21 protein-coding genes are annotated in these 24,579 nt (G+C 48.2%); 7 read left to right on the top strand and 14 right to left on the bottom strand.

The window, feature by feature from the left end:
• Positions 1 to 104 precede the first annotated feature (104 nt).
• The 3 genes from M4D81_RS15285 to M4D81_RS15295 all read right to left on the bottom strand — a co-directional run bounded on the left by M4D81_RS15285 (position 105) and on the right by M4D81_RS15295 (position 4,012).
• Positions 105 to 1,355, bottom strand: a complete 1,251-nt coding sequence (locus M4D81_RS15285; RefSeq protein WP_071220656.1) for a multidrug effflux MFS transporter — start codon at positions 1,353 to 1,355, stop codon at positions 105 to 107.
• Between the two features lie 126 nt (positions 1,356 to 1,481).
• Entirely contained in the window at positions 1,482 to 3,044 is a 1,563-nt protein-coding gene (locus tag M4D81_RS15290) for an ATP-binding protein (protein WP_071220655.1), read from the bottom strand.
• Positions 3,045 to 3,229: 185 nt separating this feature from the next.
• The gene (locus tag M4D81_RS15295) at positions 3,230 to 4,012 is read right to left on the bottom strand and encodes a YqzG/YhdC family protein (protein WP_260067140.1); all 783 of its coding nucleotides are present in this window, start codon (positions 4,010 to 4,012) and stop codon (positions 3,230 to 3,232) included.
• A 162-nt stretch (positions 4,013 to 4,174) separates the two neighbouring features.
• Here M4D81_RS15295 and M4D81_RS15300 point away from each other — a divergent pair, with 162 nt between their 5' ends.
• From M4D81_RS15300 to ureC, 5 genes are all read left to right on the top strand, one after another.
• Positions 4,175 to 5,680: a spore germination protein gene (locus M4D81_RS15300; protein ID WP_483874639.1), complete on the top strand. Its 1,506-nt coding sequence runs from the start codon at positions 4,175 to 4,177 to the stop codon at positions 5,678 to 5,680.
• A 6-nt stretch (positions 5,681 to 5,686) separates the two neighbouring features.
• Positions 5,687 to 6,769: a GerAB/ArcD/ProY family transporter gene (locus tag M4D81_RS15305; protein ID WP_260067142.1), complete on the top strand. Its 1,083-nt coding sequence runs from the start codon at positions 5,687 to 5,689 to the stop codon at positions 6,767 to 6,769.
• A 1-nt stretch (position 6,770) separates the two neighbouring features.
• On the top strand, positions 6,771 to 7,877 hold the full coding sequence (locus M4D81_RS15310; protein ID WP_260067143.1) for a Ger(x)C family spore germination protein: 1,107 nt from the start codon (positions 6,771 to 6,773) through the stop codon (positions 7,875 to 7,877).
• A gap of 236 nt (positions 7,878 to 8,113) precedes the next feature.
• On the top strand, positions 8,114 to 8,758 hold the full coding sequence (gene ureA, locus M4D81_RS15315; RefSeq protein ID WP_071220651.1) for an urease subunit gamma: 645 nt from the start codon (positions 8,114 to 8,116) through the stop codon (positions 8,756 to 8,758).
• Complete coding sequence (ureC, locus tag M4D81_RS15320; protein ID WP_260067144.1) at positions 8,755 to 10,467, top strand: urease subunit alpha; 1,713 nt, start codon at positions 8,755 to 8,757, stop codon at positions 10,465 to 10,467. Before ureA ends, ureC begins: the two co-directional genes overlap by 4 nt.
• A gap of 113 nt (positions 10,468 to 10,580) precedes the next feature.
• Here the strand turns inward: ureC and M4D81_RS15325 are convergent, their stop codons facing one another.
• Both M4D81_RS15325 and M4D81_RS15330 read right to left on the bottom strand, forming a co-directional pair.
• Positions 10,581 to 11,654 (bottom strand): acyl-CoA dehydrogenase family protein, encoded by a 1,074-nt coding sequence (locus M4D81_RS15325; protein ID WP_260067145.1) that lies wholly within the window; start codon positions 11,652 to 11,654, stop codon positions 10,581 to 10,583.
• A gap of 75 nt (positions 11,655 to 11,729) precedes the next feature.
• Complete coding sequence (locus M4D81_RS15330; protein WP_260067146.1) at positions 11,730 to 13,541, bottom strand: DUF3658 domain-containing protein; 1,812 nt, start codon at positions 13,539 to 13,541, stop codon at positions 11,730 to 11,732.
• 216 nt (positions 13,542 to 13,757) lie between these two features.
• Here M4D81_RS15330 and M4D81_RS15335 point away from each other — a divergent pair, with 216 nt between their 5' ends.
• Positions 13,758 to 15,116, top strand: a complete 1,359-nt coding sequence (locus tag M4D81_RS15335) for a glycosyltransferase family 2 protein (RefSeq protein WP_260067147.1) — start codon at positions 13,758 to 13,760, stop codon at positions 15,114 to 15,116.
• A 202-nt stretch (positions 15,117 to 15,318) separates the two neighbouring features.
• On the opposite strand, the gene M4D81_RS15340 is transcribed toward M4D81_RS15335, so the two are convergent.
• A complete protein-coding gene (locus tag M4D81_RS15340; RefSeq protein ID WP_071220646.1) occupies positions 15,319 to 15,777 on the bottom strand; it encodes a hypothetical protein in 459 nt (152 codons plus the stop codon).
• 238 nt (positions 15,778 to 16,015) lie between these two features.
• On the opposite strand from M4D81_RS15340, the gene M4D81_RS15345 reads away from it, so the two are divergent.
• On the top strand, positions 16,016 to 18,631 hold the full coding sequence (locus M4D81_RS15345) for a glycosyltransferase (RefSeq protein WP_260067148.1): 2,616 nt from the start codon (positions 16,016 to 16,018) through the stop codon (positions 18,629 to 18,631).
• A 70-nt stretch (positions 18,632 to 18,701) separates the two neighbouring features.
• Here the strand turns inward: M4D81_RS15345 and M4D81_RS15350 are convergent, their stop codons facing one another.
• The 8 genes from M4D81_RS15350 to M4D81_RS15385 all read right to left on the bottom strand — a co-directional run bounded on the left by M4D81_RS15350 (position 18,702) and on the right by M4D81_RS15385 (position 24,577).
• Positions 18,702 to 19,460, bottom strand: coding sequence for a glycosyltransferase (locus M4D81_RS15350; protein ID WP_260067149.1), 759 nt, complete (start codon positions 19,458 to 19,460; stop codon positions 18,702 to 18,704).
• Positions 19,461 to 19,477: 17 nt separating this feature from the next.
• Positions 19,478 to 20,176, bottom strand: a complete 699-nt coding sequence (locus tag M4D81_RS15355; protein ID WP_260067150.1) for a galactosyltransferase-related protein — start codon at positions 20,174 to 20,176, stop codon at positions 19,478 to 19,480.
• 13 nt (positions 20,177 to 20,189) lie between these two features.
• Positions 20,190 to 21,149 carry a glycosyltransferase family 4 protein gene (locus M4D81_RS15360; protein ID WP_260067151.1) on the bottom strand — a complete coding sequence of 320 codons (960 nt, stop codon included), beginning with the start codon at positions 21,147 to 21,149 and terminating at the stop codon, positions 20,190 to 20,192.
• Between the two features lie 184 nt (positions 21,150 to 21,333).
• Complete coding sequence (locus tag M4D81_RS15365; RefSeq protein ID WP_260067152.1) at positions 21,334 to 21,519, bottom strand: hypothetical protein; 186 nt, start codon at positions 21,517 to 21,519, stop codon at positions 21,334 to 21,336.
• Positions 21,520 to 21,536: 17 nt separating this feature from the next.
• Positions 21,537 to 22,046 carry an NUDIX hydrolase gene (locus tag M4D81_RS15370; RefSeq protein WP_260067153.1) on the bottom strand — a complete coding sequence of 170 codons (510 nt, stop codon included), beginning with the start codon at positions 22,044 to 22,046 and terminating at the stop codon, positions 21,537 to 21,539.
• Positions 22,047 to 22,078: 32 nt separating this feature from the next.
• Positions 22,079 to 22,606 carry a GNAT family N-acetyltransferase gene (locus M4D81_RS15375; protein WP_260067154.1) on the bottom strand — a complete coding sequence of 176 codons (528 nt, stop codon included), beginning with the start codon at positions 22,604 to 22,606 and terminating at the stop codon, positions 22,079 to 22,081.
• 133 nt (positions 22,607 to 22,739) lie between these two features.
• Positions 22,740 to 23,642, bottom strand: coding sequence for a metal ABC transporter permease (locus M4D81_RS15380; protein ID WP_260067155.1), 903 nt, complete (start codon positions 23,640 to 23,642; stop codon positions 22,740 to 22,742).
• Positions 23,639 to 24,577 (bottom strand): metal ABC transporter permease, encoded by a 939-nt coding sequence (locus tag M4D81_RS15385; protein ID WP_071220638.1) that lies wholly within the window; start codon positions 24,575 to 24,577, stop codon positions 23,639 to 23,641. Before M4D81_RS15385 ends, M4D81_RS15380 begins: the two co-directional genes overlap by 4 nt.
• Positions 24,578 to 24,579 lie beyond the last annotated feature (2 nt).

The raw sequence follows: 24,579 nt of genomic DNA on the forward strand, positions 1-24,579 counted from the left end.
CGTGTTGAATTAAATGTATAAAAAATAGCTGTCGAGACTTTCTCGACAGCCTGAAAACCCGCACCATGTAATGTGCGGGTTTCTTTATATGTTCTGACTTTAATTTACAGTGAGACCGGAGTCTCTTTCCTATGGCTAAAGGGCATAACAAGGAACAGGAACGAGCTTACAGCCAGCAATTCTGCAATCCCGATAACCGTTCCCATAGGTGCAGCAGTTGTTCCGTCTCCCAGGCCCACAAGTGGACTTGCGGCTGCGCCTAATAACAAAGGCAGTAATCCAAGAAGCGCGGATGCACTGCCTGATGTATGAGCTGCTTGCTTCTGCATCGCCAGTGATGTTGTCGTTGCACTGACCATGCCGACGGCAGAAACAATCAGAAATAACATCGGGGCAATCAGCAGCAATCCGCCGCCGAGCCAGGTGATCGCGAACAGCGAAGTCCCGCCAAAGGCCGCAATGATGAGACCCGTTGTCAACAATTTGGTTTCCCCTGTGCGAGAGGCCAATCTACCCGTAATTTGAGAGAACAGCACAATGCCAACCCCATTAACGGCAAAGAACAGGCTGTACATTTGAGGGGATACGCCGAAGATATCCTGCAGCACGAATGGTGACCCTGAGATATACGCAAACATCGCGGCGGATACGAACGCTTGAGAGAGCGCATAGCCGACAAATACGCGGTCCCGAATCAGCGTACCGAAGGTACGGAAGGTTTGTTTGATCCCTCCATTGGCCCTTTTCTCCCGATTGAGCGTTTCCGGAAGACCAAACCATACCGCGAGCAGCATAAGCAATCCAATCAGGAACAGGACGACAAAAACGCCGCGCCAAGAGACAAAATTAAGGATAAACGCTCCGAATACTGGAGCGATAATGGGTGCCAAACCATTGATCAGCATCAGCAATGTAAAAAACTTGGTCAGCTCCGAACCGGTGTATAAATCCCGGACGACAGCTCTGGATATGACGATACCGGCTGCTCCACTTGCTCCCTGTACAAATCGAAGCGCAACCAGAACCCATATACTTGGGGCAAACGCACACAGCAAAGAGGTAATGGAATAAATAATCAAGGATATGATGAGTGGTGCTCTTCTCCCCCGAATATCGCTGAGTGGGCCTGCTACAAGCTGTCCTAGTGCGAGACCAAGTAGAAATGCCGTCAGGCTTAATTGGGCCAACGATGCTGGCGAACCCAAACTCTCGGAGAGTTTAGGCAGTGCAGGTAAATACATATCAACGGAAAGTGGCCCGAAAGCCGAAAGAGATCCGAGAATCAAGGCAAACTGAAGCCTCTTCCTGCGAGATAGAACCATGGTTGAACCGGCTTCTTTCGTGGACATCGACATACGACTGTTACTTCCTTTCTGCAACACATTGATGCATGAGTATATAATTTTTGCAAAACCATGTTGGATTTGCTAAACAACTATCCTATCATAGGATATATTTCGGTCGATTGCCATCCAAATTTTCTAAGCCAGTGGAATCCGCAGGGTAAACGTCGTGCCGATCCCTAGCTCGCTGTGAACCGTTATTCTTCCGCCATGGTCCTCTACAATTTTTTGACACAGGGACAGCCCAAGGCCGGTCCCTTCTTCTTTGGTTGTATAGAACGGATCAAAAATCTTGACCAGATTTTCATCGGCAATGCCTTTTCCGGTATCCTCAACTTCCACGACAGCCATTCGTTCTTCCGCCCTGAGCGAGAGTCGGACAGTACCGGTGTGCTCCATCGCTTGAAAAGAATTACGGATCAGGTTGATGAGCACCTGAATGATCTTATCACGGTCCATGACAATCTTAATCGGCTCATCACTTAAGTCCAGCCTAAACAAATGACCGCGCGAAGCTGCTTCGGATTCACACAAGGAATAGACCCGGGTCAAACAATCCGTTAGTGATTCAACCCTCATATTGCTGGCATGCGGCTTGGAAAAGTGCAAAAATTCTGCCGTCAGCTCCCCTACGCGCGTGATTTCCCCCATAATGACCTCATACCAAGGCTGAATGTTATAACCTTGATTTTTGGAGAGTTGGATGAAGCCTTTAATAGAGGTAAGCGGATTCCGAATTTCATGGGCCATTCCGGCAGCCAATTCCCCGACCATCTTCATCTTTTCAGTTCGGATCATTTCCTCCTGGCCTCTCATCCAGGAATTTCGCCGCATTTGAAATATCCGGTCCTCTGCCGTGCTGATCATCTCTTGATAAGTTAAGGCTTCATGCGGGTAACAAGTGATGCTATAGGTCACCTGTACGCCGATACTTTCAAAATTGAACAAGCTGCTGTCGATGTTGACATGCTCGGGGAGCAGCACAGCAAAGCGATCCCCTGCATATCGGGAGGCTGCCAGCATATCACTCAGGAACAGCCTGCGCAGCGCACGAGAGAAGTTGATCAGAATCTCATTGGCTGTGGAGATGTCCTTCGCATTTAACGATTTAAAATTGTTGATGTCGAGCAGCACCAACTGAAAAGGCTTGTTCAACTCAACGAGATGCTGGACTTTATGCAAATATCCATCATAATTCAGTAGCCCCGTCAAGGGATCGTGATAGGTCAAATAATCGTTTTGCTTATATAACTTCTTCTTCTCCGATTCGAGAAAGTTTACAAAGTGAAAAGAAACCACGATGACAAAGGAAGACAAACAATCAAATACAGCGACCAGTATGTTGTACTTTGTAATCGGCACATAAGTCAGACGAATGATGGAATATTGAAGGATCATAAGAAGGCACAGCGGCAACGATTCTATGAAACGCTCTTTTTTATGAATGAGGTTGATGATGAGTATGTAATACAACAAGATACACCAATTCAAATGGCTGACAAAATGAAACGCCCCGAGAAAGAGAAATTGAATATTTCGAAGCCATTTGAACTTTCGATCAAAAATAACGGATGCATACAGTAACGATGCCGTGAGCAGCATCATAGGGATTGACGTTTGATATCCAAGATAAACCGATGACACCATAATAAAAACCGATATCAATGGAACAAATAGGAGCTTAAGTACTATAAAAGACAAAGCGAATCACTCCTAAACCACTATTACTGGCGCAAAATGTAGAAATTACGGAGGCAAGTTTCACCAAATATGGTACACCATATGTATGCGTCTGAACAGCAGGAAAACACGACTTTCAAAAAAAGCAACCGTGAATCTCTTTCAGGAAATCGTGTTTATTCCTGCTAACAAGCTCGTTTTTCCGGCTAGATTTCCTCGAACCGAATCGATATGAACTGATGGGTTGTCGGATGAAACGCAACTGTTACATATACGCCAAATTCACGAGCCCCCTCCTTAAGCCAAAGTTTAAACTTCTCCTCCGCCAGTTCACCAGAGATCTTGGTTCTTCCCATATAGAGGTAGTCGACTACATCCATATTGTATTTACGCTTTGCTTCCGTGACGGCAAGAGTTCCCCACGTGGCGTAAGCAGGGTCTTTGCTGTTCACCGCTTGGGTCAAGGACTCTGCAATTTCTGTCAATTCCTGCTGTCTGATTTCTGAAGAAGCGCCATTTGCAGCAGTTAAAAGGTATTGCCAGTTCCCCTTTTCAAATACGAACAGTTGCAACGTATTGGTCGGCCCCTTGTAAAACTTTGCGGTTGTATGATCTGTCAGCTCCGATTCCTGAAAAGATAGATGTTTCAATTGCTGTTTATTCTCCAGCGGATATAATTCGATTTTGTAGTCATTATCAGGTTTATGTCGGTTAAGATAATGGATCTCCAAGTGCTCGTCCAATCCGCTCTCCATGTCATAACAGCGGCCATACTGATGCGTGAAAGCGACGGGCGGCAACTTCGGCGGTAAGTAGACCGCTGTACCGAAATGTTTCTCACACGCCCTCACTGCCTCCTCCACAAGCTCACCACCGGATTCAAAGATGACCTGCTGATTATAAGAATCCTGAAGTTTGTTAATCCCTTGATCATGATCAGGACTAATCCCAAGCAATAGAGCACCGGCCATTAAGATACTGCCCAACATAGTAAACCTCCTCTTTACACTTCTAGATACAATCTGGCTTCGTCTCTCAAGCCTAGGATTCCCGCTAACGGTCTTCCTAATTCGATATGGGATTCGTTGGATAGATCCAGGGCAAAGTACGCACACTATGACAGACTATGCAGGAATCCGAGGTGTAAAGACGTGGGAATGAAGCAGAAGTTAAAATCCATCTTTCTGGTCAACCATGAGCATGCCGATAAAGGTCCGGCTCAAGAAAATCAACAGGACCCTCATCCTCAGGAGGGAGCAACGCTGACACTGCAGCATATCATCGATCAATTTGATCATGCCGCCGATTTTGTCCATAAATCCTATCTTAATGAACGTCTGCATGTTCTGTATTTCAGTCATTTAGTCAATGAGGATCGGCTGGAGCGTGATCTGCTTCCCCCTGTGTTGACCGCTGAAGCGCCGCTTGCGTTGTTAACGGAACAATCCCAATTTAAACCAGTAACGGATACCAAAAAATGTGTTGAAGGCATTCTTAGCGGCATGGCGGCTATCTTTTACGAGGAAAATGCATTCATGATCGATGTCATATTCCCGGTGTCCCGTACGGTTGCAGAATCCGAAACGGAATCCATCATTATCGGGCCGCACGAGGCGTTTACCGAGCAAGCTTATACGAATCTGTCTTTAATTAGAAAAAGAGTTCAGAGTTCTCATCTCAAAGTCATTAAACTTTCCGTGGGAGAAGTCACGAAATCAGATGTCTATGTTCTGTACGTCAAGGACGTCACGAATGAGAAATATGTAAATGAAGTGATAAAGCGAATTAAGGATATTGAAATCGATGCTATACATGATACGAACATGCTAATTCAGTGCATTGATGATGCTCCTTATTCGATCTTCGCACAATTTCTGACCACCGAGCGCCCGGATACGATTGCATCCAAGCTGGTTTCAGGTCGAGTCGTCGGGATTATGGACGGGAGTCCGACTGCCTTCAGCGCTCCGGTCAACTTTTTTGAGTTCTTCTCATCCTCCGATGATTATTACCAGAGGTGGAGCATTGGTACAGCGACCTTGTTCCTGAGGTTTGCAGCGCTCATCATCACGGTGACATTGACGGCCCTTTACGTCTCGGTGACCTCTTTTCATTATGAAATGATTCCACAGAATCTACTCCTGACATTAACCGAGTCCAGAAGCAGAGTGCCTTTCCCCCCGATCTTTGAAGCGCTTCTGATGGAGACAACCATTGAGCTTCTAAGGGAGGCCGGGGCCAGACTACCCACCAAGATCGGTCAGACTATTGGTATCGTAGGCGGTATCGTCATAGGACAAGCTGCCGTGCAGGCAGGATTAACCAGTAACATTCTGATTATCGCCGTCGCTTCCTCGGCTATTGCCTCCTTTGTTATTCCCAATTATGTCATGAGCGCTTCTTTTCGCCTGCTCCGATTCGGACTCATCATTATGGCAGGATTTTGGGGCAATCTGGGTCTGGCCTTTGGACTGGCGTATATCGTCGTTCACCTTAGCGGTTTGACGAGTATTGGCAGCTCTTATTTATCGCCAATTGCTCCTTTTGAGCCCTATGACTGGAAAGACGTATTTATGAGATTGCCTTTTTCCACCCTGGCCAAGCGGCCAACTCAAGTTAAAACGAGAAACAAAGAGAAGTTAAAAATGAAGAGGTGAGGACAATTGAAAGAAAAACTATCCCAATTTCATACAGCGATCCTCATCTATATGATTCAAACGGGCGTCTACGTATTCAGCATCGCGCAGATCGAAGCCCAGTATTTCGGGACAAATGGCTGGCTTGTTGTGATCCCGATATCCATTCTGGTCTGTCTCAATATTTACCTAATCTATTGGGTGTATCGGCTGGGCAAAGGTCAATCGATCTTTGAAATACTGGAGAAAAGCATCCCCAAGTTCATCCTGGTCCCCTTCTATCTGGCTTTTAGCATGGTATGGGCACTACTCGGCTGTCTCGTTGCTAAGGAATATGTGCTGATTTTTCAGATGTTTGCCTTCCCGACAACCGACCCGATGGTATTCAAGATTGCGATCGATGTTCTAGCCTTTATGCTGCTGACCAAAGGACTCTATAACATTTCCAAGGCTTCGACTGTTTTCTTCTGGTGCACCATTTGGATGAGTTTGCTGCTTATTTACTATACTGGGGAATTCAGATTCGAGCGATTAACGCCTTATATTTTTCAAGACAGCTACAATATGACCGAAGGATTCTTTCATATCTATTTGGCATATATGGGATATGAGCTGTGTTTACTATTCTTTCCCTACACCGATAAGAAGACGAAATTGTTCAGGGCCGTTATTTACGGTCATCTTATTCGTACAGTATCCTACGTTCTCTTGGGTTTTGTCTCGTTTGGAGTCATTGGCAGCGATATGTTGAAGGTTATGTTGTTTCCATTACTCGATTTATTGGCTTATATCAAGCTGCCGTTCATGGAGCGAATTGAGAATCTCTTCTACGGCTTCTTCCTGTTCACCACCATCATCACCCTCGTCCTTTACTTTTGGGCAGCCGGTGAGAGCACCCTACGAGTTTTCCCGAAGATCAAAATCAATGTTCACTATTTCTTTATCATTCTTTTTGCCTTGCTCATATCCTACATTCCAACCGTATTGAATACCATTCGAGAATGGATTTTGTATCTGGGTTATATCCAGATCGGATTCGCCTATATTGTACCGGTGATATTAATCATTCTGCTGCTATGGCAGCAGCGAAAAAAAGGCAGCGTGATGTGATATGTTAAAAAGATGTACCTGTTTGCTCCTCCTGCTGTGTATCATCCCTTTATCAGGTTGCGGAGATCAGCGGATACTGGAAGATCTCGGTTTCATCCAGACCACCAGTTACGATTTACTGCCGGATGGCAAACTAGCCATCTCGGTCTCGATTCCGCAAGCGGATCCGGAAACCACCGCAAAACGGGAGGTATTGACGGCGACCGCCAATAGCAGCAAAGAAGCGAAAATGATCATGTCCAGGAGAACGGGTATGCTGCTGGTAAGCGGACAAATCCGCAACGTATTGTTCGGCCTTTCGATGGCGGAAAATGGACTTCATGGACATCTGGACACCTTGTTCAGAGATCCCTCCATTTCATCACAGGTCAAAGTGAGTGTGGTTGAAGGACATGCAGGCGAACTATTGATTGACGATTACAGGCAGCATCCGCGTACTGGTCGATATATCGACATGCTGCTTGAAAAAGAAGCGCTGGGGCAGACGATTCCAAAGGTAACTTTGTTCAACTTTGCCAGGGATTTTTTCGATCAGGGTGTAGACCCCGTTGCTCCGATTATTAAGAAGCATGAGAATAATTACATTACGACGAATGGAATCGCATTATTTCGAGATGATCGTTATGTAACGAAGATCGAACCTCAGGATGCATTGGTCTTCGCTTTTCTGAGAGGCAAATTCAGAGATGGCCAAATTAATATCGAACTGTCGGAGCCCGGTGACACGAAGGAAAACGTCATGTTCAGTTCATTGATCAGCTCACGTAAAGTGAAAGTCACCCGTGGAGCTCAGGGCGTTGACAAAGTTACGTATCATATTAAAGTGACCGGCACTGTTCTGGAATACATCGGCGATGCCAGATTGAGCAACGATCGGGAAAGGCATGAGCTGGAGAAGCGAATCAGTAAGTATATTTCGAAAAAAGGCGATCGGATCATTACGCTCATGAAGCAGCATCAGGTAGACAACCTCGGAATAGGAACAGTTGTCCGTAACCGCGTTGGCTATGCGCAGTGGAAAAAGATGAACTGGCGACAGGAGCTTCAGAAGCTGCCGGTGGAATGTTTGGTTGAAGTGCATATTAAAGATTACGGCAAGTTTCGATAAAATGGGAAAGGCCCGAATAGGGTCTTTTTGTGCTTATAAGAAATCCTCTATCATGCTTGTAGTTAATCTGATAGAGAAGTGAAGTAAATGTAATAAAACCTTACATTTATATTGACTATTTATTTAGGTAGTGCTACATTTATCCAAAACAAACACCATTATGCATCATTTTTTCTATACACACCCCTAGGTGTGTAATGTATTCTAACAAACAAAATGTAAAAGGAGTGGCTAGGATGCATCTCACTTACCAGGAAAGAGACAAATTATTGCTTTTCCTCGCGTCGGAACTAGCGCAGAAACGGTTAGCCCGCGGCTTGAAATTGAACTACCCGGAAGCGGCCGCACTCATTTCAGGTTATGTTGTTGAAGGAGCTCGTGACGGTAAGTCTGTAGCCGAATTAATGGAAGAAGCACGTCATGTGCTGTCAGCGGATCAAGTGATGGACGGCGTCGCCTACTTGCTTAGGGAAGTTCAGGTCGAAGCCACCTTTGTGGACGGTACCAAGCTGGTCAGCGTACATGACCCGATTCAAGGCGCGTCGGACGCACCCGGCATTATTGCAGGCGAATACGACCTGCGAGATGAGCCGATTGAGCTGGTACCCGGCCGCCCTCGCATTATGCGTGAAGTCACCAACAGTGGAGACCGACCGATTCAGGTAGGGTCGCACTTCCATTTTTACGAATGCAATCCCGCCTTGTTATTTGATCGGAACGGCACGCAGGGATACAGGCTAGATATTGCTTCCGGATTGTCGACCAGGTTCGAACCCGGGGAAACCTTGGAGGTCACGCTTGTTCAAATTGGCGGCAGCCAGGAGATTCACGGTTTTGCAGGTTTAACGAACGGAAAAACCAATGGGGTGGTGAGCTTATGACAACAATTGATCGTGCTGCCTATGCCAGCATGTACGGGCCTACAACTGGGGATCGGGTAAGGCTGGCTGACACCTCCCTCTGGCTTGAGATCGAGAAGGATTATACCGTCTACGGGGATGAATGCGTATTTGGCGGCGGTAAAGTGATACGTGACGGCATGGGACAGCATCCCCTCGCGACCCGCGCGGAAGGCGCACTGGATTTGGTCATTACGAATGCCATCATTATCGATACTTGGGGAATTGTTAAAGCGGATATCGGGATCAAGGACGGGTTCATCTGCGGTATCGGAAAAGCGGGAAATCCACTCATGATGGATGGAGTCACCGAAGGTATGATTATCGGTGTGGGCACCGAAGTTATCTCCGCCGAGAACATGATCGTAACAGCTGGCGGTGTGGATTCGCATGTGCACTTCATTAGTCCACAGCAAGTCGAAATCGCGCTCCAAAGCGGTGTCACTACCTTTGTTGGGGGAGGCACCGGGCCTGCTACGGGAACTCTGGCAACCAATTGCACTTCCGGGGTATGGAATCTGCAGCGGATGCTGCAGGCGACGGATGCTCTTCCGATAAATATGGTGTTTCTGGGCCGCGGGAATAGCAGCCGTCCGGAAGCGCTGGCGGAACAAGTCCATGCAGGTGCGGCCGGACTCAAAATTCACGAAGACTGGGGCAGCACGCCCTATGTGATTGACAAATGCTTAAACGTTGCCGAAGAACTGGATGTGCAGGTTAACATCCATACCGATACGCTGAATGAAGCGGGTTTTGTTGAAGACAGCTTGCGCTCCTTTAACGGACGGGCGATTCATACCTATCATACCGAGGGTGCGGGAGGCGGTCACGCCCCGGATCTGCTGCGGGTAGCATCCATGCCGAATGTCCTCCCCTCCTCGACCAGTCCGACCATGCCCTATACGGTAAATACGGTTGACGAACATCTGGATATGCTGATGATTTGCCATCATCTTGATCCGCGTATTCCGGAGGATGTTGCCTTTGCCGCATCAAGGATCCGGGCAGAGACCATTGGGGCTGAAGATATACTCCATGACATTGGAGCGATCAGCATGACCAGCTCCGATTCACAAGCGATGGGCCGTGTAGGTGAAGTCGCTATTCGCACATGGCAAACGGCGGACAAAATGAAACAACAGCGCGGTTCGCTAGGATCGGATACGAAATCGGACAATTTCCGAATCAAGCGCTACATCGCCAAATACACCATTAACCCTGCCATGACCCATGGCATATCCGATTACGTTGGCTCCATCGAAGTCGGGAAAATGGCCGACCTCGTACTCTGGAAACCCGCCTTCTTCGGAGCCAAGCCGGAGATCGTACTGAAGAGCGGCATGATCGTACACGCGGTCATGGGCGATCCGAACGCTTCTATCGCTACACCGCAGCCTTATATGTATCGGCCGATGTTCGGCAGCTATGGCGGAGCGCAGGCTGCACTAAGCGCAACATTCGTATCCCAGTCCTCCCTGCAGCTGGGCACGCTTGATCCATTAGGATTACGCAAACAGCTACTGCCTGTTCGGAACTGCCGAACCGTAAGAAAGGCCGACCTGGTTCACAATGGTGAGACACCGGAAATTATGGTCGATCCGGTGACTTATGCGGTAACCGTTAACGGTGAGAAGCTGACAAGCGCCCCATCCTCCCACCTGCCTTTATCGCAGCGTTATTTCCTGGTTTAACGAATACGTGAAATAAAATCCTCTCAAATAAAGCGAATGCACATATCTCTGGCTATGCCGAAACATAAAAACCATGAGCTGCTTGGTATGCAGCTCATGGTTTTGCTTCTCCATCAGAAATTTCTTAGCAGCGAATGCGAGCATGCCGTCTGAAGATCCCTCCAGCAGCGATTGATTTCGGCGTCTTCCATCGCAGCGGATAAACCCAACAACGGGAACAACCGCTGGCCGCAGGATAACGCGGTTTGGGCTGCTGCTATGCTGCGGGCGGTTACCTCTACTTCTGTTGCATTCGATATTTCACCATTACGCAGCAGCTCATCCCATGAGCTTTCCACCGTCTTATAAAAATCCGATACGGATAGCTCCAAAGCAGCCTTACGCTCCTCCAGCTTGCTGAACACATAAGAAGAGCTACCTCGCTGTGTCGCAAGCGATTCTGCTGCCTCAAGGAAATGCTCGGCGATGCCTGCAGCGACGCCAGCAAAAGATACTTGAGCAAACGGAAGGAAGGGATATTGATAGATCGTTTCGTTCTCATACGCTTGGATTTCCGTAAGGGAGAACGTCATCTCCACCGGCACGAACGCCTCCACAGCGGATATCGTATGACTCGCCGTTGCCCGCAGTCCGAAGGCATTCCAATCCTCCAGAATCTCGATTTGATCAGGATTCAGGATAAAGGATCGAATACGGGACTCGTCCTGGTCCGCAGTCGGTACATCAGCTGCATCTTGTACCGTGGAACCCGTTTCAATAACTGCATTGGCTGTAAAGGTCGTTGCATAGGTAGAACCGCTGCAATACTTCCAGCTGCCGTTCACAATATATCCGCCATCTACCTGTCTTGCCGTACCTGTTGGCATCCCGCTGCCCGCAATCACCGCTTCGCGGTGCGCGAATACGCGGCGGCTCACCTCCCGGCTCATCAGCGCAGCGAAGAATCCTCCACCTGCACCAATCGTAACCAGCCATCCCAGGTTGCCGTCGATCCTGGCACTCTCCTGAAAAATGCGCGCAGCCTCCGGCAGTGAGGTCATTCTTCCTTCAAGCTCATCGGGCACAAACAAGTGAAACAAACGCTGATCATATATTGCTGCCAACACTTCGGGTGTTACTTGTCGACGCTTGTCCATCCCAAGCGCTTGTTCTCTTATCGTTTGAATCTGCTGTGCTGTAAATAACATAACTCCACCGCTTTCCACTTTCATTTCTTAGTCTGAATGATATAACAATTAAGGCCTTGTTCGAATGTGTTTCATCTATTCTATCGGAGCCGTTTCATCGATCTGGGTTAACACCTTCTCCAGGGAACCCATCAAGGATATACGTTGTTCTTGATGATGTTGATACGAACTCATAAAGCCCTCGATTTGAGATTGGATGCTGGTCGTAACAGCTTCTTGGTTGGTGGAAACAGATGCTCCCAGACCCTCTGCATCCAATTGACGTAGTTCTTCCATGAATCCACTCTCTGCAATGTTAATTTCCATCATCTCATGCAGCAGCGACTTCAGCTTCACGATCTTAGCCAAGCGTTGTTCATGGCTCCACTGTTCCTCGGGAGTCGATGCATCCACAAGAGATATGCTGTAATTTCGCATGGCATCCAGCTCGCCAGAGTAGGTTAATGCACCTTCCTGTATCAGGTGGCGAACCCGATACTCGATAAAAGAGTCGGAAACGGTTAATTCACCCATGCCGATCACCTCGCCAATAATGCGGGCTGATTTCTTGAAGAACCCATGTCTGGCCTCAAGACGATAAGTTGCTTGCAGAATATCTGCATCATAGTAAGCTTCAGGAACGGTGCACAGCCGCTCGCCTTGAAGGACGCGCAGGAACCCATCGTCGTTTATGAGACGCTGCCAATCCGCACGATAGCCAGCCTGATCCTGCGACGACAATGGAACTTGCTCGGCTGTATCCAGCACCATTTGAAGTTTATCTGAAGACATCTCAAACGTTCCCCGATACCAACTGTTTGGATCTTGCTGACGATGAACGCTTGTCGCATTTACCAATATGACTTCAGGATGATCTGGTATCAGAGACAACAACCTGCGTAAACCTAGCTGTTCCGAAGCGGAATCGCCAGCCCATATCAAGCACGGCATCTCGGTCAGCTGCTGGGGCCAGGTCAGCCAATCGAAGGCGGCTTGCAGCATCGTTAATTTTCTATCTTCCACATGAGCAATGCTGTATCGTTCCTGAAACCACTTATTTCGGGTAGAGAATGAACGGGAGAAATCCTGGTCTTTGGGAAGCGGCCCTACCATAAGGTTATCGCCCAATGTAACCACGATCTCTCCCGGTTTCGAGCGCAGCATCATCTTTAACGACCCTGCCGTTGAATCATCGAAGGCAATATGGACACGTGATACATTACGGCGATGAATCGGGGATTCGTGCAGGTAGGCTTCATTCCCCAACGCCCACTCTTTATCGAATAACTGGAGAAAGAGCTCGAGACTCTGATGCTTGCCATCTGCGAGCAGCCTTGCCGATTCCGTATTCATTTTATCCTTCAGCTTCAGAAGCTTTTCATGGAAATGGTTAATGGCCGTGCTCTTGCCCTTTCGATATTCCTCTCGTGTCATATGCTGCCGAAGGGAAATGCATGGATCGTACATGCTTTGTCCCTTCCATCCGGAATAAGCGAAAGTACGGGCAATCCCAATTGCGCCAATCGCATCCAGACGATCTGCATCCTGTACAATTCGTCCTTCCAATGTACGCATGACGCTCCCTGTTCCGCCTGAGAACGACATCGTACTGATAATCTCCAACACGTGCTCCTGGTCGGAAGCTTCCAGACCGGCTTGTTGCAACCAATGCTGAACCCGTTCGTAACCCGCTTCCTTCGATTCATTCAGCTTCTCGTCGGCTACATCATGGAGCCATGCTGACAATTCACATATGTATGCATTCGCCCCTTCAAGATAAGCTAGGAGTCGGGCGATGCGGGTGACACGCTGAACATGCCACCAATCATGACCGCTTGCATCCTGTTCGTGCACAGAGCGGGCAAATCCTTGAGCTTGCTGAAGTATTTGACTATGCGTCGAGTTCATCTGATTCGTGTTCCCCCATCTAAAGGTTTCGGCTTTTGCCTCTAGGTTCTATTATTCCCGATTTACCAGAACGTCGCAACTAACAGTATGTTATAGGCTGTTGTATCCGCCTAGCGCTTGCGGGCATACGATAAACAGGATTGGGTTTAACGAATTGGGTTTAACAACGGCAAAGATAAAGATATAGATATAGATATAGAAAGGAACTGAACGGTTATGCTGGTGTTTATTCTTCCAGGTTCATATCCCCATTTAAGCGAGAATACCGCCGCCTCGATAAAACGCGTTTTCCCCGCTGCCCTTCCTGTGATAATTCCTAGTGAAGAATTGACCGGATCGATCCTGAATGAGACACTTGCCCGGGAGATTAAGCCGTGGTTCATAACGCTCCATGCCGGAGATACTGTCCAGCCTCATGCCAAGGAAGAGATTGAACGTTGGCTGAGGTCCTGTAACGAGTACTCTGCCGGCTATATCATGAATCCAGCTTCGAATATAGATCAGTTGTCACCATCTAGGAACAGATACGTTTCACCTTTACGGATTCCCCGTGGTCCGCTGTTATGGCGCACGAAGACTGTCATGAACGGACAGACACCGGGTTTCAGAACTAGAGAGCAGTTGCCATTCCAGAGGTACGTATTGATCGATAAACAATTCGAGCTATCCACGCGGTATGAATGGACGGAAGTTGATTCCGATGGATTCTTGTACCTTCAACGCCAGGCGCCCGCCTGGATGAAAGAAGCTGAGGAATGGCAGGCCTTATTCCCTCTTCTCGAAGCTGGTGCCCAAGAACAATCACAGCCACCGGATATTGACTGCCCTCCTCTGGTGACTATTGCTTTGTGCACCTATAATGATGGCATTTATCTTCCTTGGGCTGTGCGGTCCGTATTAGCGCAGACCCTCGGGGCATGGGAGCTTGTGATTCTCGATGACGGGTCAACCGATGCAGAGACCGCACATTATCTGATGAGACTGCCTCAGGATCCACGCATTAAGCTGATTCGGCAAGTAGAGAATATAGGCAAATCACGAGCTCTGAACAGAATATTGAATATAGCAAAAGCCCCCTGGTTACTGGAGCTGGATGCCGATGACTGGCTTGCTCCTGATGCGCTGGAGATCCTCCTGAGGGCGGCTGGCAGCCAACAGGATACCGCCGTCGTTTATGCTAATCATACGGAGTGGCTGGAGCGAGCAAATAAACAGCTCGTGTATCAAGGAGTTAAAGCAGCGCCCTCTTCCTTGTCTCCTTATGTGCTGCTGCACGAGGCCCCAGCCGTAGCTCCGCGCATGTTCAATGTTCCCATACTTAAGCAGGTCGATGGCTGGGATCCTCATACTCTCTTTGAAGGGAGATTGTATGAGGATATCGGACAATTAATGAAGCTATCCGGTACACACAAGCTATGCCACGTAGCGGAGGCATTATACCACCGAAGACTAAGAATGACCAGCTTGACGCATCGACACCCCCATCATTACTTGAAATGGAAGAATTCCATTATTGACGAGACCGAAACACTGAAACATGGCAATCCTTCAGAGAGGCAGAATGCGCACGAATGAAATACTCTCATTAAGCACAGTGACCACTTGAGAAGTAGGGATATAATTCGAGCTTACCACTTCCACTGTAATTAATCCGTCTGCTGAGGACCGTAACTGACCTTGCAGAAATTGATTGACCTGAACAACCTCTACCGTTCTGCCCACGAAAGTAGCCAGAATTTCTGAAAAGTCCATACTATCTGCTTCCTCCCATCTTTTATCAAGCGATAGACAAGAAACTGCGGAGCGGGATTATGACGATACTACCGTTCGGCTCTGCAATCTGAACATAATCTTCTCCAATCGCGATCAGCGTTCCGAATATGGTGCCTGCCGTTGTTTCCACTGTAACCCGGCTGTTCAACCTGCCTCTTAAAAAAGCAATGATGCTGCTGCCTGGACCTGCACCTGGACCCGGACCTACTCCTGGACCTGCACTTGGACCTGCCCCTGGACTTGCTCCACCTCGTAAACCGTTCACCTGCTCTTGAAGCGCATTTAGCCGTTCATTCAATCGAGCAATCTGCAATCGGATTCCTGCAATACTGCGGATGAGCTTTCGACGCAGAGATAAAAATTTACTCCATATCGAATACGAGGTTTTTTTACGCTTTTTCTTTTTTCGGACTGTGATTTCTTTGCATCCCCCATCAAGACTCCTGTTCCAGTATCTCCTCACAAGTGCCCCTCCCTTTGTTTAGTCATTGGTACCTTATGTGAATGCCGGGACAATGGCTACCTGGAAGGTCAAAGATAAGGAAATGGCCTAAATTCCTGGACACCGGAAGCCTGCAATCAGTGGTGCCCCTTCCGATCATTCCCGGTATTTCCCCTTCATCTGGTGTTCTACCCATACAGATATTTGGAATGATACATAGTTTGTTAAATAGACCCTTGCACCAGAGAGGAGGCTAACCTTGAATAAAATCAAGCCTTACCGCCGACGTAAATCCTCAACCCATCGCTCGGCCTTGCGTCAATGGAAACAGCGCCAACTTGCCCTGAAATATATCCGGAGGAAGCGCTCCGCTCCACCTTCAACTCCTGCGTACACATTACCAATGACATACCCGCGATCCATACAACTAATGGAACAGGCACCTGTCCAGGCCGTGGACGTATGCATGCCCGCTGGCGAGCAGCCCGAGCCCGGTACGATGCTGTTGTACGACATCATGCGGTTTCCCGTCATTGATTGGCAGTTCCGATGGCAGCGCCCACAGCAAATGTCAGAGCAATTCGCTCAGCAGGGGCATCGAGTGTTCTACGTAAATCCCGAGATTGTGGGGTTAGGAAAAGAGGAAGCGTCAAGAGAAGAAATCAGCCGTCATGTTAAAGTTAAAAATATTGATCGTAATATATGGCTAGTCACCTTGTGCGCCAATCAGCCTTTGAATTTGTACCAGGATCGAATGGAATATTGGGATATCCAGTATTTGAAGTGGTCGGTAGAGCATATAAGGGATAAATTTGGATTATCCCAACTGGTCTCCATCGTGGATCTTCCATTCTGGACTCCACTCGTTACCGCTATGGATCAGCATCATATCGTCTACGACTGCATGGATCATCATGCCGGTTTCTCAACGAACGACAAGACGATGCTCCTGCTGGAAGAACAGCTGCTGCAAGAAGCAGGGCTCGTGGTAACAACCTCCCAGCATCTGCATGACTGGGCCTCCCAGTACAATCCTTCGGCGGTACTTATCCGCAATGCAGCAGATACTGCTCACTTCTCGAAGCCGCCTGATGAGGCGCTGCCAGAGCTTGAGTCTATTGATCAGCCGATAATTGGTTACTACGGGGCAATATCCGACTGGTTTGACATTCAGCTGATGGAGTCACTCGCCAGAAATCGGCCGGATTGGACGTTTGTCCTCATTGGAAATACTTTCGGCTGTGACACCTCGGGGATCGAGGGCCTGAGTAACGTATTATTGCTAGGTGAGAAGCCGTACCATGAACTCCCTGCTTATCTGCATCGCTTCCAGGTCGCTTTAATTCCGTTCAAGAAGAACGAGCTGACGCAAGCTACCAATCCAGTTAAGCTGTACGAATATTTAGCAGCCGGCAAGCCGGTCATCTCTACGGAACTTCCTGAAGTGAAAACCGTTGCAGATCAACTGGTCAAGATTGCGGATACTCCCGCGCAATTTGAAGAGGCGATTGAAGCTGCCCTTCTACAGTCCGAGCACAACGTCATTGAACAGCGCCAGCAGTTTGCAGAGCTTAACAATTGGGATCATCGATATGAAGTGCTCCATGGTGAGATCGTGCAGTACCTGTTCCCCAAAGTCAGTGTAATCCTGGTTGTTCATAATAACTGGTCTTATACACAGCAATGCCTTCATCGACTCCTTCAACCGGGTCATTATCCGAACCTGGAGATAATCATCGTTGATAATGCCTCAAACGATCAGACATCCGCCTATCTCAGGAGTCAAAATCATCCGCTGATCAAAGTGATCACCTCCCCTACGAATCTCGGTTTTGCCGCTGGCAACACGCTGGGATGCGCGCAATCAAGCGGAGAATTTATCATTCTGCTCAATAATGATACGCTTGTTCCGGATGGAAGCTGGATCTCGCGCCTGCTGAGACCTTTTCAGAAAGACGAAATGTTAGCTATGACGGGTCCGATGTCTAATCACGTGGGGAACGATCAAGCGTTGGATCATTTTATAGGGGATGCTGTTCAAGGCGCTCATCCCCGCTGGCTTAGCGAATTCTACGAGCGTTACCGGCGAAGATACCGTTATACCGATCTGCTTGGATTTTTCTGTGTAGCCATTAGGAGGAATGTATGGGAACGTGTGGGGACACTGGATCCCGCTTATGGGCTCGGGATGTTTGAAGACGATGATTATTGTGAACGTGTCCGGAACGCAGGGTACCGCCTGGCCATCGTGGAAGACGCCTTTGTTTATCATCACGGGAGCGTTACGATCAAGAAGCTTAAGAATCATGTCTATAACGAGTTATGGAATAAGAATAAATCCTATTATGAACAAAAATGGAACAAACCGTGGAGGTCGCCAAAAGGACCGGATAGCATTTTTCATATGGTAGATCGTCCGGATGAAATCGCGTCCAGAGTCAATCAAGCCGGAACAAAAGTGGTGCTGGTGCTCGGTCTTACCGTTTGGGAGACCAATTCCAGACGCTGGCAGCAGATTGTGAAGGGTTTGAGCGAGAACGAGAATCTGCTAGTAGTTGTGTACACCCATGTATATCATGGCCATCTCATCGTAGGGACCCGAAAAATAGGCCCGCGGCTGTATTTTACAAACCGGATCGATCTGTTCTCGGAGGTTCGATTTGATCAAGTCGTTTATTGCGGCTCTACAGATGTCCACACGCAGGTCCACTCCGATCATTATTGGGTGGATTCCCTAAGCTATCATGAACAGCAGCTCAATTCCTTGCTAACTCAAATATCCAATCTGCAGGTATTGGACCGGGTCGGGGTAATTCAAGCTGTCAGCCACTTATGCTCGTCTGTCCACGCTGCAACAGAAATGACAACGGAATAATAAAAGTAACCCCTTCAAGATGACTGATTCTACAATCAGGTCATGGAGGGGTTATTTCTTGATTATTCGGTTAAGATCCTAAAGCATCCCGCCGATTTAGATAGTTCATGATAACCTCAGGATGCTTGCCCTCATAAGGCTTTGTGACGATATCATAGGCTTCAGGCTTGAATGTCCAATCCGGCTGTCCGAGATTCATCTGCACATTGACATCCCCTCGGCGGTTATCATTGAACTTGATTTTGTTGCCAAGTGCATAGTGGTAGTGATACACGTTCACATCGGATCGCCCGCGGGGGATACTCCATATACTCCGGCCTTCGGCAGCTTCCAGCGTGCAGTGATGCTTCTCGTCACGATAGCGTATTCCTTGTTTGGCCCGCCACATTCTGGTGATGTCGTTTGACCAGCGTTCATCACCGGGACTATTCACCCGGATCGTCCATGGATCCCTCCAGAAATTAACGAAGGGAAACTGATAAATATCCACACCTGATCGGTTCATGAGCTCCGGCAAAACATCAGCGAATCGATCATCCATCAGTTCGTCGATATCCAGATTCATGATCCAGTCTCCTTGGGCCTGATCAATCAAAAAATTACGGACCACGGATTCGTTCCAATCCTCGGTGTATGGCATTCCGCTCTGCTGGACATGGAACAGTCGAATCGCATAGCGCTGCTGAAGGCGCTCGATTTCCTCAATGGTCCCGTCGGTACTGCCGCCGTCGGCAATGATAATCTCATCCGCGTAACGGATCGCACTTTCTATATACAATGGAACGAAGGTGATTTCATTTAATACCGGTACAATTACTGACAGCCTCATAAGCTATTCGCCCCTCCTTATTGAGAAGATGGTTCCTGAATCAATAGCCGCATCTCTTCCTGATTGCCGCGCGCCTTTAGATAGCGCAGATACAGCGCATAATTGGAATCATAATTGGGATTCCCGTCAGGTCCTACGAATGGATGCCAAAAATGAACCATTTCCCCTTCCAGGCGGATATGGTGGCCGACCAAGGTATCCAGCGCATAGGCAAAAGCCTCATCTTCCCCGCCCCAACCGACAAATCGTTCATCATATCCTCCTACCGTTTCATAGGCTTCGCGGCCAAGCACATTAAATCCGCCAACAAATGCGGTCGCCTGCTCCGCGGCTGTTTCAGTTTTAACGGCCAATGGCCATATGTTTTCTTGCTGCAGCAGCAAATGCGATATTTCTTTGGATAAACGAAGGATCCGGCTGAAGGGAATCACCCACTGCCCGCTGTTCACGTAAGTAATGGATTTCCTCAACAGATTCGGGTCGTATACAATATCGCTATCCGCAATCACGATAATGTCTTTGGTAGCCTGGTGATACGCACGATTGATCGCCCTGGATCTGCTGAAGAGCTCCCTTGCGTCCGCTATTTCGCCTACACATACCTCGACTTCCGGCATCATCCGTGCGTAGAAGCCCAATACCCACTCAAACGCTGTATCTCTGGGTCCATTTCCATCCGATTGATACGGAATCAGCACAGATACTCGATCTAACACAGGCTCCCCTCCTTCACGACTGCCTCTCCCATTGGAATAACGCCCTTAACCAGCGCTCTATCACTTGTTCTATTGTCCAATATGACTCAATGTAGTGCCTGCACTGCTGTCCGATGTCAGCCAGCTTACGCCGCTGTCCCATCCATTGATCGATCAGGTTGATAAAATCCTCCGGATTGTCACTGTCCAAGATCAAGCCGTGTGCATCCGGATGAGCGGCAGCCTTAATGTTACCCACATTAGTTCCTAATACGGGTACCCCGCATGCATAGGCCTCCAGTGCAGGAGCTGCGCTGCCCTCATTTGCCGAAGTGATGAGCAGCAGGTCCAGCTGATGATAAAATTTAGGCATCTCTTCATAGGAGTAAGCTCCGGCTGTTTCAATAAATCGAATCCGTTCATCTTGGCGGAAATGGTCACGGATATGCTTACATAATGTAGCGTAATTTTTGGATCGTTTCGCAGGATCTCCAGCCCAGCCTATGACAAACGGAGCACTACCCCTGCTCAATATCATGGATGGTTGGAATAACCGATGGTCTACAAAATGCCCGATATATTCCACGTTAGCCTCCGGAGCCACCTGTCTAAGCGCTTGGGTCAGCTGTTGGTTCATCGCACCGATTACGCCGATTCGGGGAATGACCAGCCTGAGAAACTCCGGGTCGGGGATCAGTTCGTCACCGATCCATTCGCGAAAGGTTTCGTAATTCTGACTGAAATAATAATAAGAGACCGCTGCCGAGGCATCGATACGAATATGCTTGAAAATACAATAGGCTGCGATTCCCAAGCACATTGCACCGATTCGGTCATAGGCTTGATTGATATCATCGCTGCTGTGCTGTTCCAGAAACCGATCCAATTCCCCGATGGACATCAGATCCAGGGATGGGTGAAACTGTTGAATGACCTTTGCATGTTTACCTAAAATCCACCACTCCACATCATAGATCAGCAGATGCCTTCCCATGGGACGAACACTCCTTTATGCTCATAGTGAATTATATTCGTTCCAAGGCCGCCAAGTTTGTCACCGCGGCATAAATGATGAATTTGTCCATAATTCACGAAAAAAAGAGCCGCCTCATACAGATAAGTTCTGTATCGGCACGGCTCTTCGTACGGATTGTAGTTCATGGTGGATCGAGATCGACTTATACTCTTTTATCCACGATATGCTTGTTCTCCTTAAGCTCATTTACATCCTTTCGAAGCATTCTCATCTCTTGAATCATGGCATCCATTCTAATGATGATTTTGGATGAATTGATCGCGTAACGAATGACAATGATGGCAACGAAGATACTTAACACGGTCATGAAAATCACAACAAACTCCATTTAATATGAAACCTCCATTAATTATTCTGAATAAATCCCTGGAGCAAACCTTGCATTATCGCAAAGACCAGCTCGGAGTCCTGAAGCTCATTCTCCTGAATCCGGTGCAGGCATTCCTTTACGCTCATTCTTACTAGGTCGATGTCCTCGTATCCTTCGAGCTGCTGATCCGCTTGACTGATTACCTCATCCGTGTAAAAAACATGGGCAATCTCATTGCATCTCCAGGACGCCGGATAGAGCTTGCCCAGATAATGAAGCTTGCCGCAGGTGCAGCCCGTTTCCTCCAGCATCTCACGGCGTGCTGCCGATTCCAGATCCTCCTCCTCGCTTACGCCACCACCGGGTAACTGAATGACGTAGTCATCCACGGCGGCGCGATATTGACGGATCAACAGCAGTTGATCGCCATGCTTAGCCAGAACAACAACGGACACATGATTCTCTTTCGTATAATACACTTTACCTGACGCTTCCTCGTAAATCGAAATTCCGTTATGACGGATCAACAATTTGGTATTATCCATGCAGGCAGGAGCTCCTTAACCATATGATAGATTTAAACTTCGAATTCATCTTTGAGGATGGAGAATAAATAGGAATCATGGTAAGCCCCTTTAAACCATAGATGCTGACGAAGATGCCCTTCCTGCTTCATTCCGATATGGCGCATAACCGCAGCTGACCCGATGTTTCCCGGCCTGCAGGTGGCGTAAATCCGATGAACGCCGAGCTCATTAAAACCAAAACGGCACATGACGCTAGCAGCTTCCGAAGCATAACCCTGTCGCCAATAGGCGGAATTCAAGCAGTACCCAAGCTCTGCGTTTGTCTTGGATCGGTGAAGACCTACACCGCCGATTAACTGGCCGCTATCTTTTAGAACGATCGCCAGTTCATAGCTGTCACGGGGGCACTGCTCTTTCATTTGGTGGATTTCCTTTAAATATTCTAAAGTTTCCTCTTCCGTATTCGGTCCCCACATCGTATACTCGGTCACTAATGGGTCAGAGGCATAGGCATGAATACTAGCAAAATCCTCCTCCTCAAAATCCCGGATCACCAGTCTTGTTGACTCCATCTGCATATGTACTCACTCCTTTGAAATAACCTTCTTCACACCACGGCATTAATTCCTGATTATAACACACCTCAGGTTTTGGAAGACAAAAAGAAGCCTGGGCATCTCATCGCCCAAGCTTCATGCAGCATCCCTTATTTCAGGATACACCGTCCAGTTTCTCTTCACTGCGATGCGTATTAAATTTATGAAGATAACGGGAAAGCACGCCATGTCTCGGAGAGAACAGGAAGCTGAGAATAAATACAATTCCGGTAGCAAATGCCATAGAGCCTGAGATGGAGGTGTCCAGCCATAACGCGACATAGTAACCCATGAATGCAGAAATGACGCCGAAGGCACCGCTTAACACCAGCATGATGGAGAGTTTATCCGTCCATAGATAGGCTGCTGCGGCAGGTGTTATAAGCATAGCCACCACCATGATCGCTCCCACGGCATCAAACGATGCAACCGTCGTGATGGAGACCAGCGACATAAATACATAGTGCATAAGCACGACAGGAATACCGATACTGGCCGCCAAAGCCGGATCAAAGGACGTAATCTTCCATTCCTTATAGAACGCCAGGATGACGATCAGTACAACGAGGAGCACGGCTGCCAGCATGAAGGTAGCTTTTGGCACTTCCCCTAACAGAGGAACGTGCATCACATCCCAAGGCACAAACGTAATCTCACCCATGAGGGCATGCTTGGTATCCAGGTGGGCATTGCCAACCTGGGTTGCAATCAGGATGACGCCAATCGCAAACAAGGTTGTAAATACAACACCGATGGAAGCATCCTGCTGAACGCCCCGGGAATGAAACCATTGAACGAGGACTGCCGTCAGCAAACCGGCAATAATCGCACCGATCAGCATATGAGGTCCGCTTAGTTCTCTTGTGACGATAAAAGCCGTTACGATCCCAAGCAGCACAGTATGACTGATAGCATCGGCCATCATCGCCATTCTGCGCAGTATCAGGAACACGCCAACGATACCGCAAGATAATCCGACGAGAGAAGCCGTTAGCAATATCCATCCTGTATAGGTCATTGATTGCTCCCCCTTTCGGACAACCGCGGACTTAGAACCGATGGGTTATTGGAGTCCATATGTTCTTTTTTCTGAGAGCGGAGCTGCAGCGCCTGGATTAGCAGTCCTTTCTCGGCACCGAAGACCAGAGAAACCGTGAACAATACGGAAGAGGCGACAACGATAAACGGTCCTGTAGGCCATCCTTTTCCGATCGTGCTGACCAAGGTGCCGACAAACCCGGAGCCGCCTCCGAATATTGCCGACAAAATGACCATCATTCTAAAGGATTGAGTCCAATATCTTGCGCTTACGGCAGGTATGATCAGCATGGCCGCCATCAAAATAACGCCAACAGCCTGAATACCAATGACAATGACAAGAACAAGCACCCCCATATAGAGGGAGTTCATCAGACGGCTATTCATCCCTAATCCCCTGGCAAAATCAGGATCAAACAGAAACAGCTTCCATTCCTTAAAGCCAATCGAGACAACCAGAATAACTAAAGCAGCCAGAATGAGCATCGTAAAAACATCCTTACGAACCATGGAGGCAGCCTGACCGAAAATAAAGTTATCCAGTCCGCTCTGATTCCCGCCTGCTGTACGGTTCACAATGGTAAGCAGCATAATGCCCAGTCCGAAAAATACGGATAGAATCATGCCCATGGCCGTATCTTCCTTAATGCGGCTGGAAGTACGGATCCACTGGATCATCCAGGCTCCGATTAAGGCGCTGACAGCAGCTCCGAGTATCATCACCAGCAGATTCTTGCTTCCAGTCAATGCAAATGCAACCACGACACCGGGAAGAGCCGCATGAGACAATGCGTCACTCATCAAACTTTGCCGCTTCCAATAGGCGAGACAGCCGATCATGCCGGCTGCCATGCCCAGAATTAATGTGCTCAATAGCACCCATTGCGTGTTCGGAGATAATAATGAATTCAGCATGC

Source organism: Paenibacillus sp. p3-SID867 (assembly GCF_025142895.1).
Taxonomy (GTDB): domain Bacteria; phylum Bacillota; class Bacilli; order Paenibacillales; family Paenibacillaceae; genus Paenibacillus_AQ.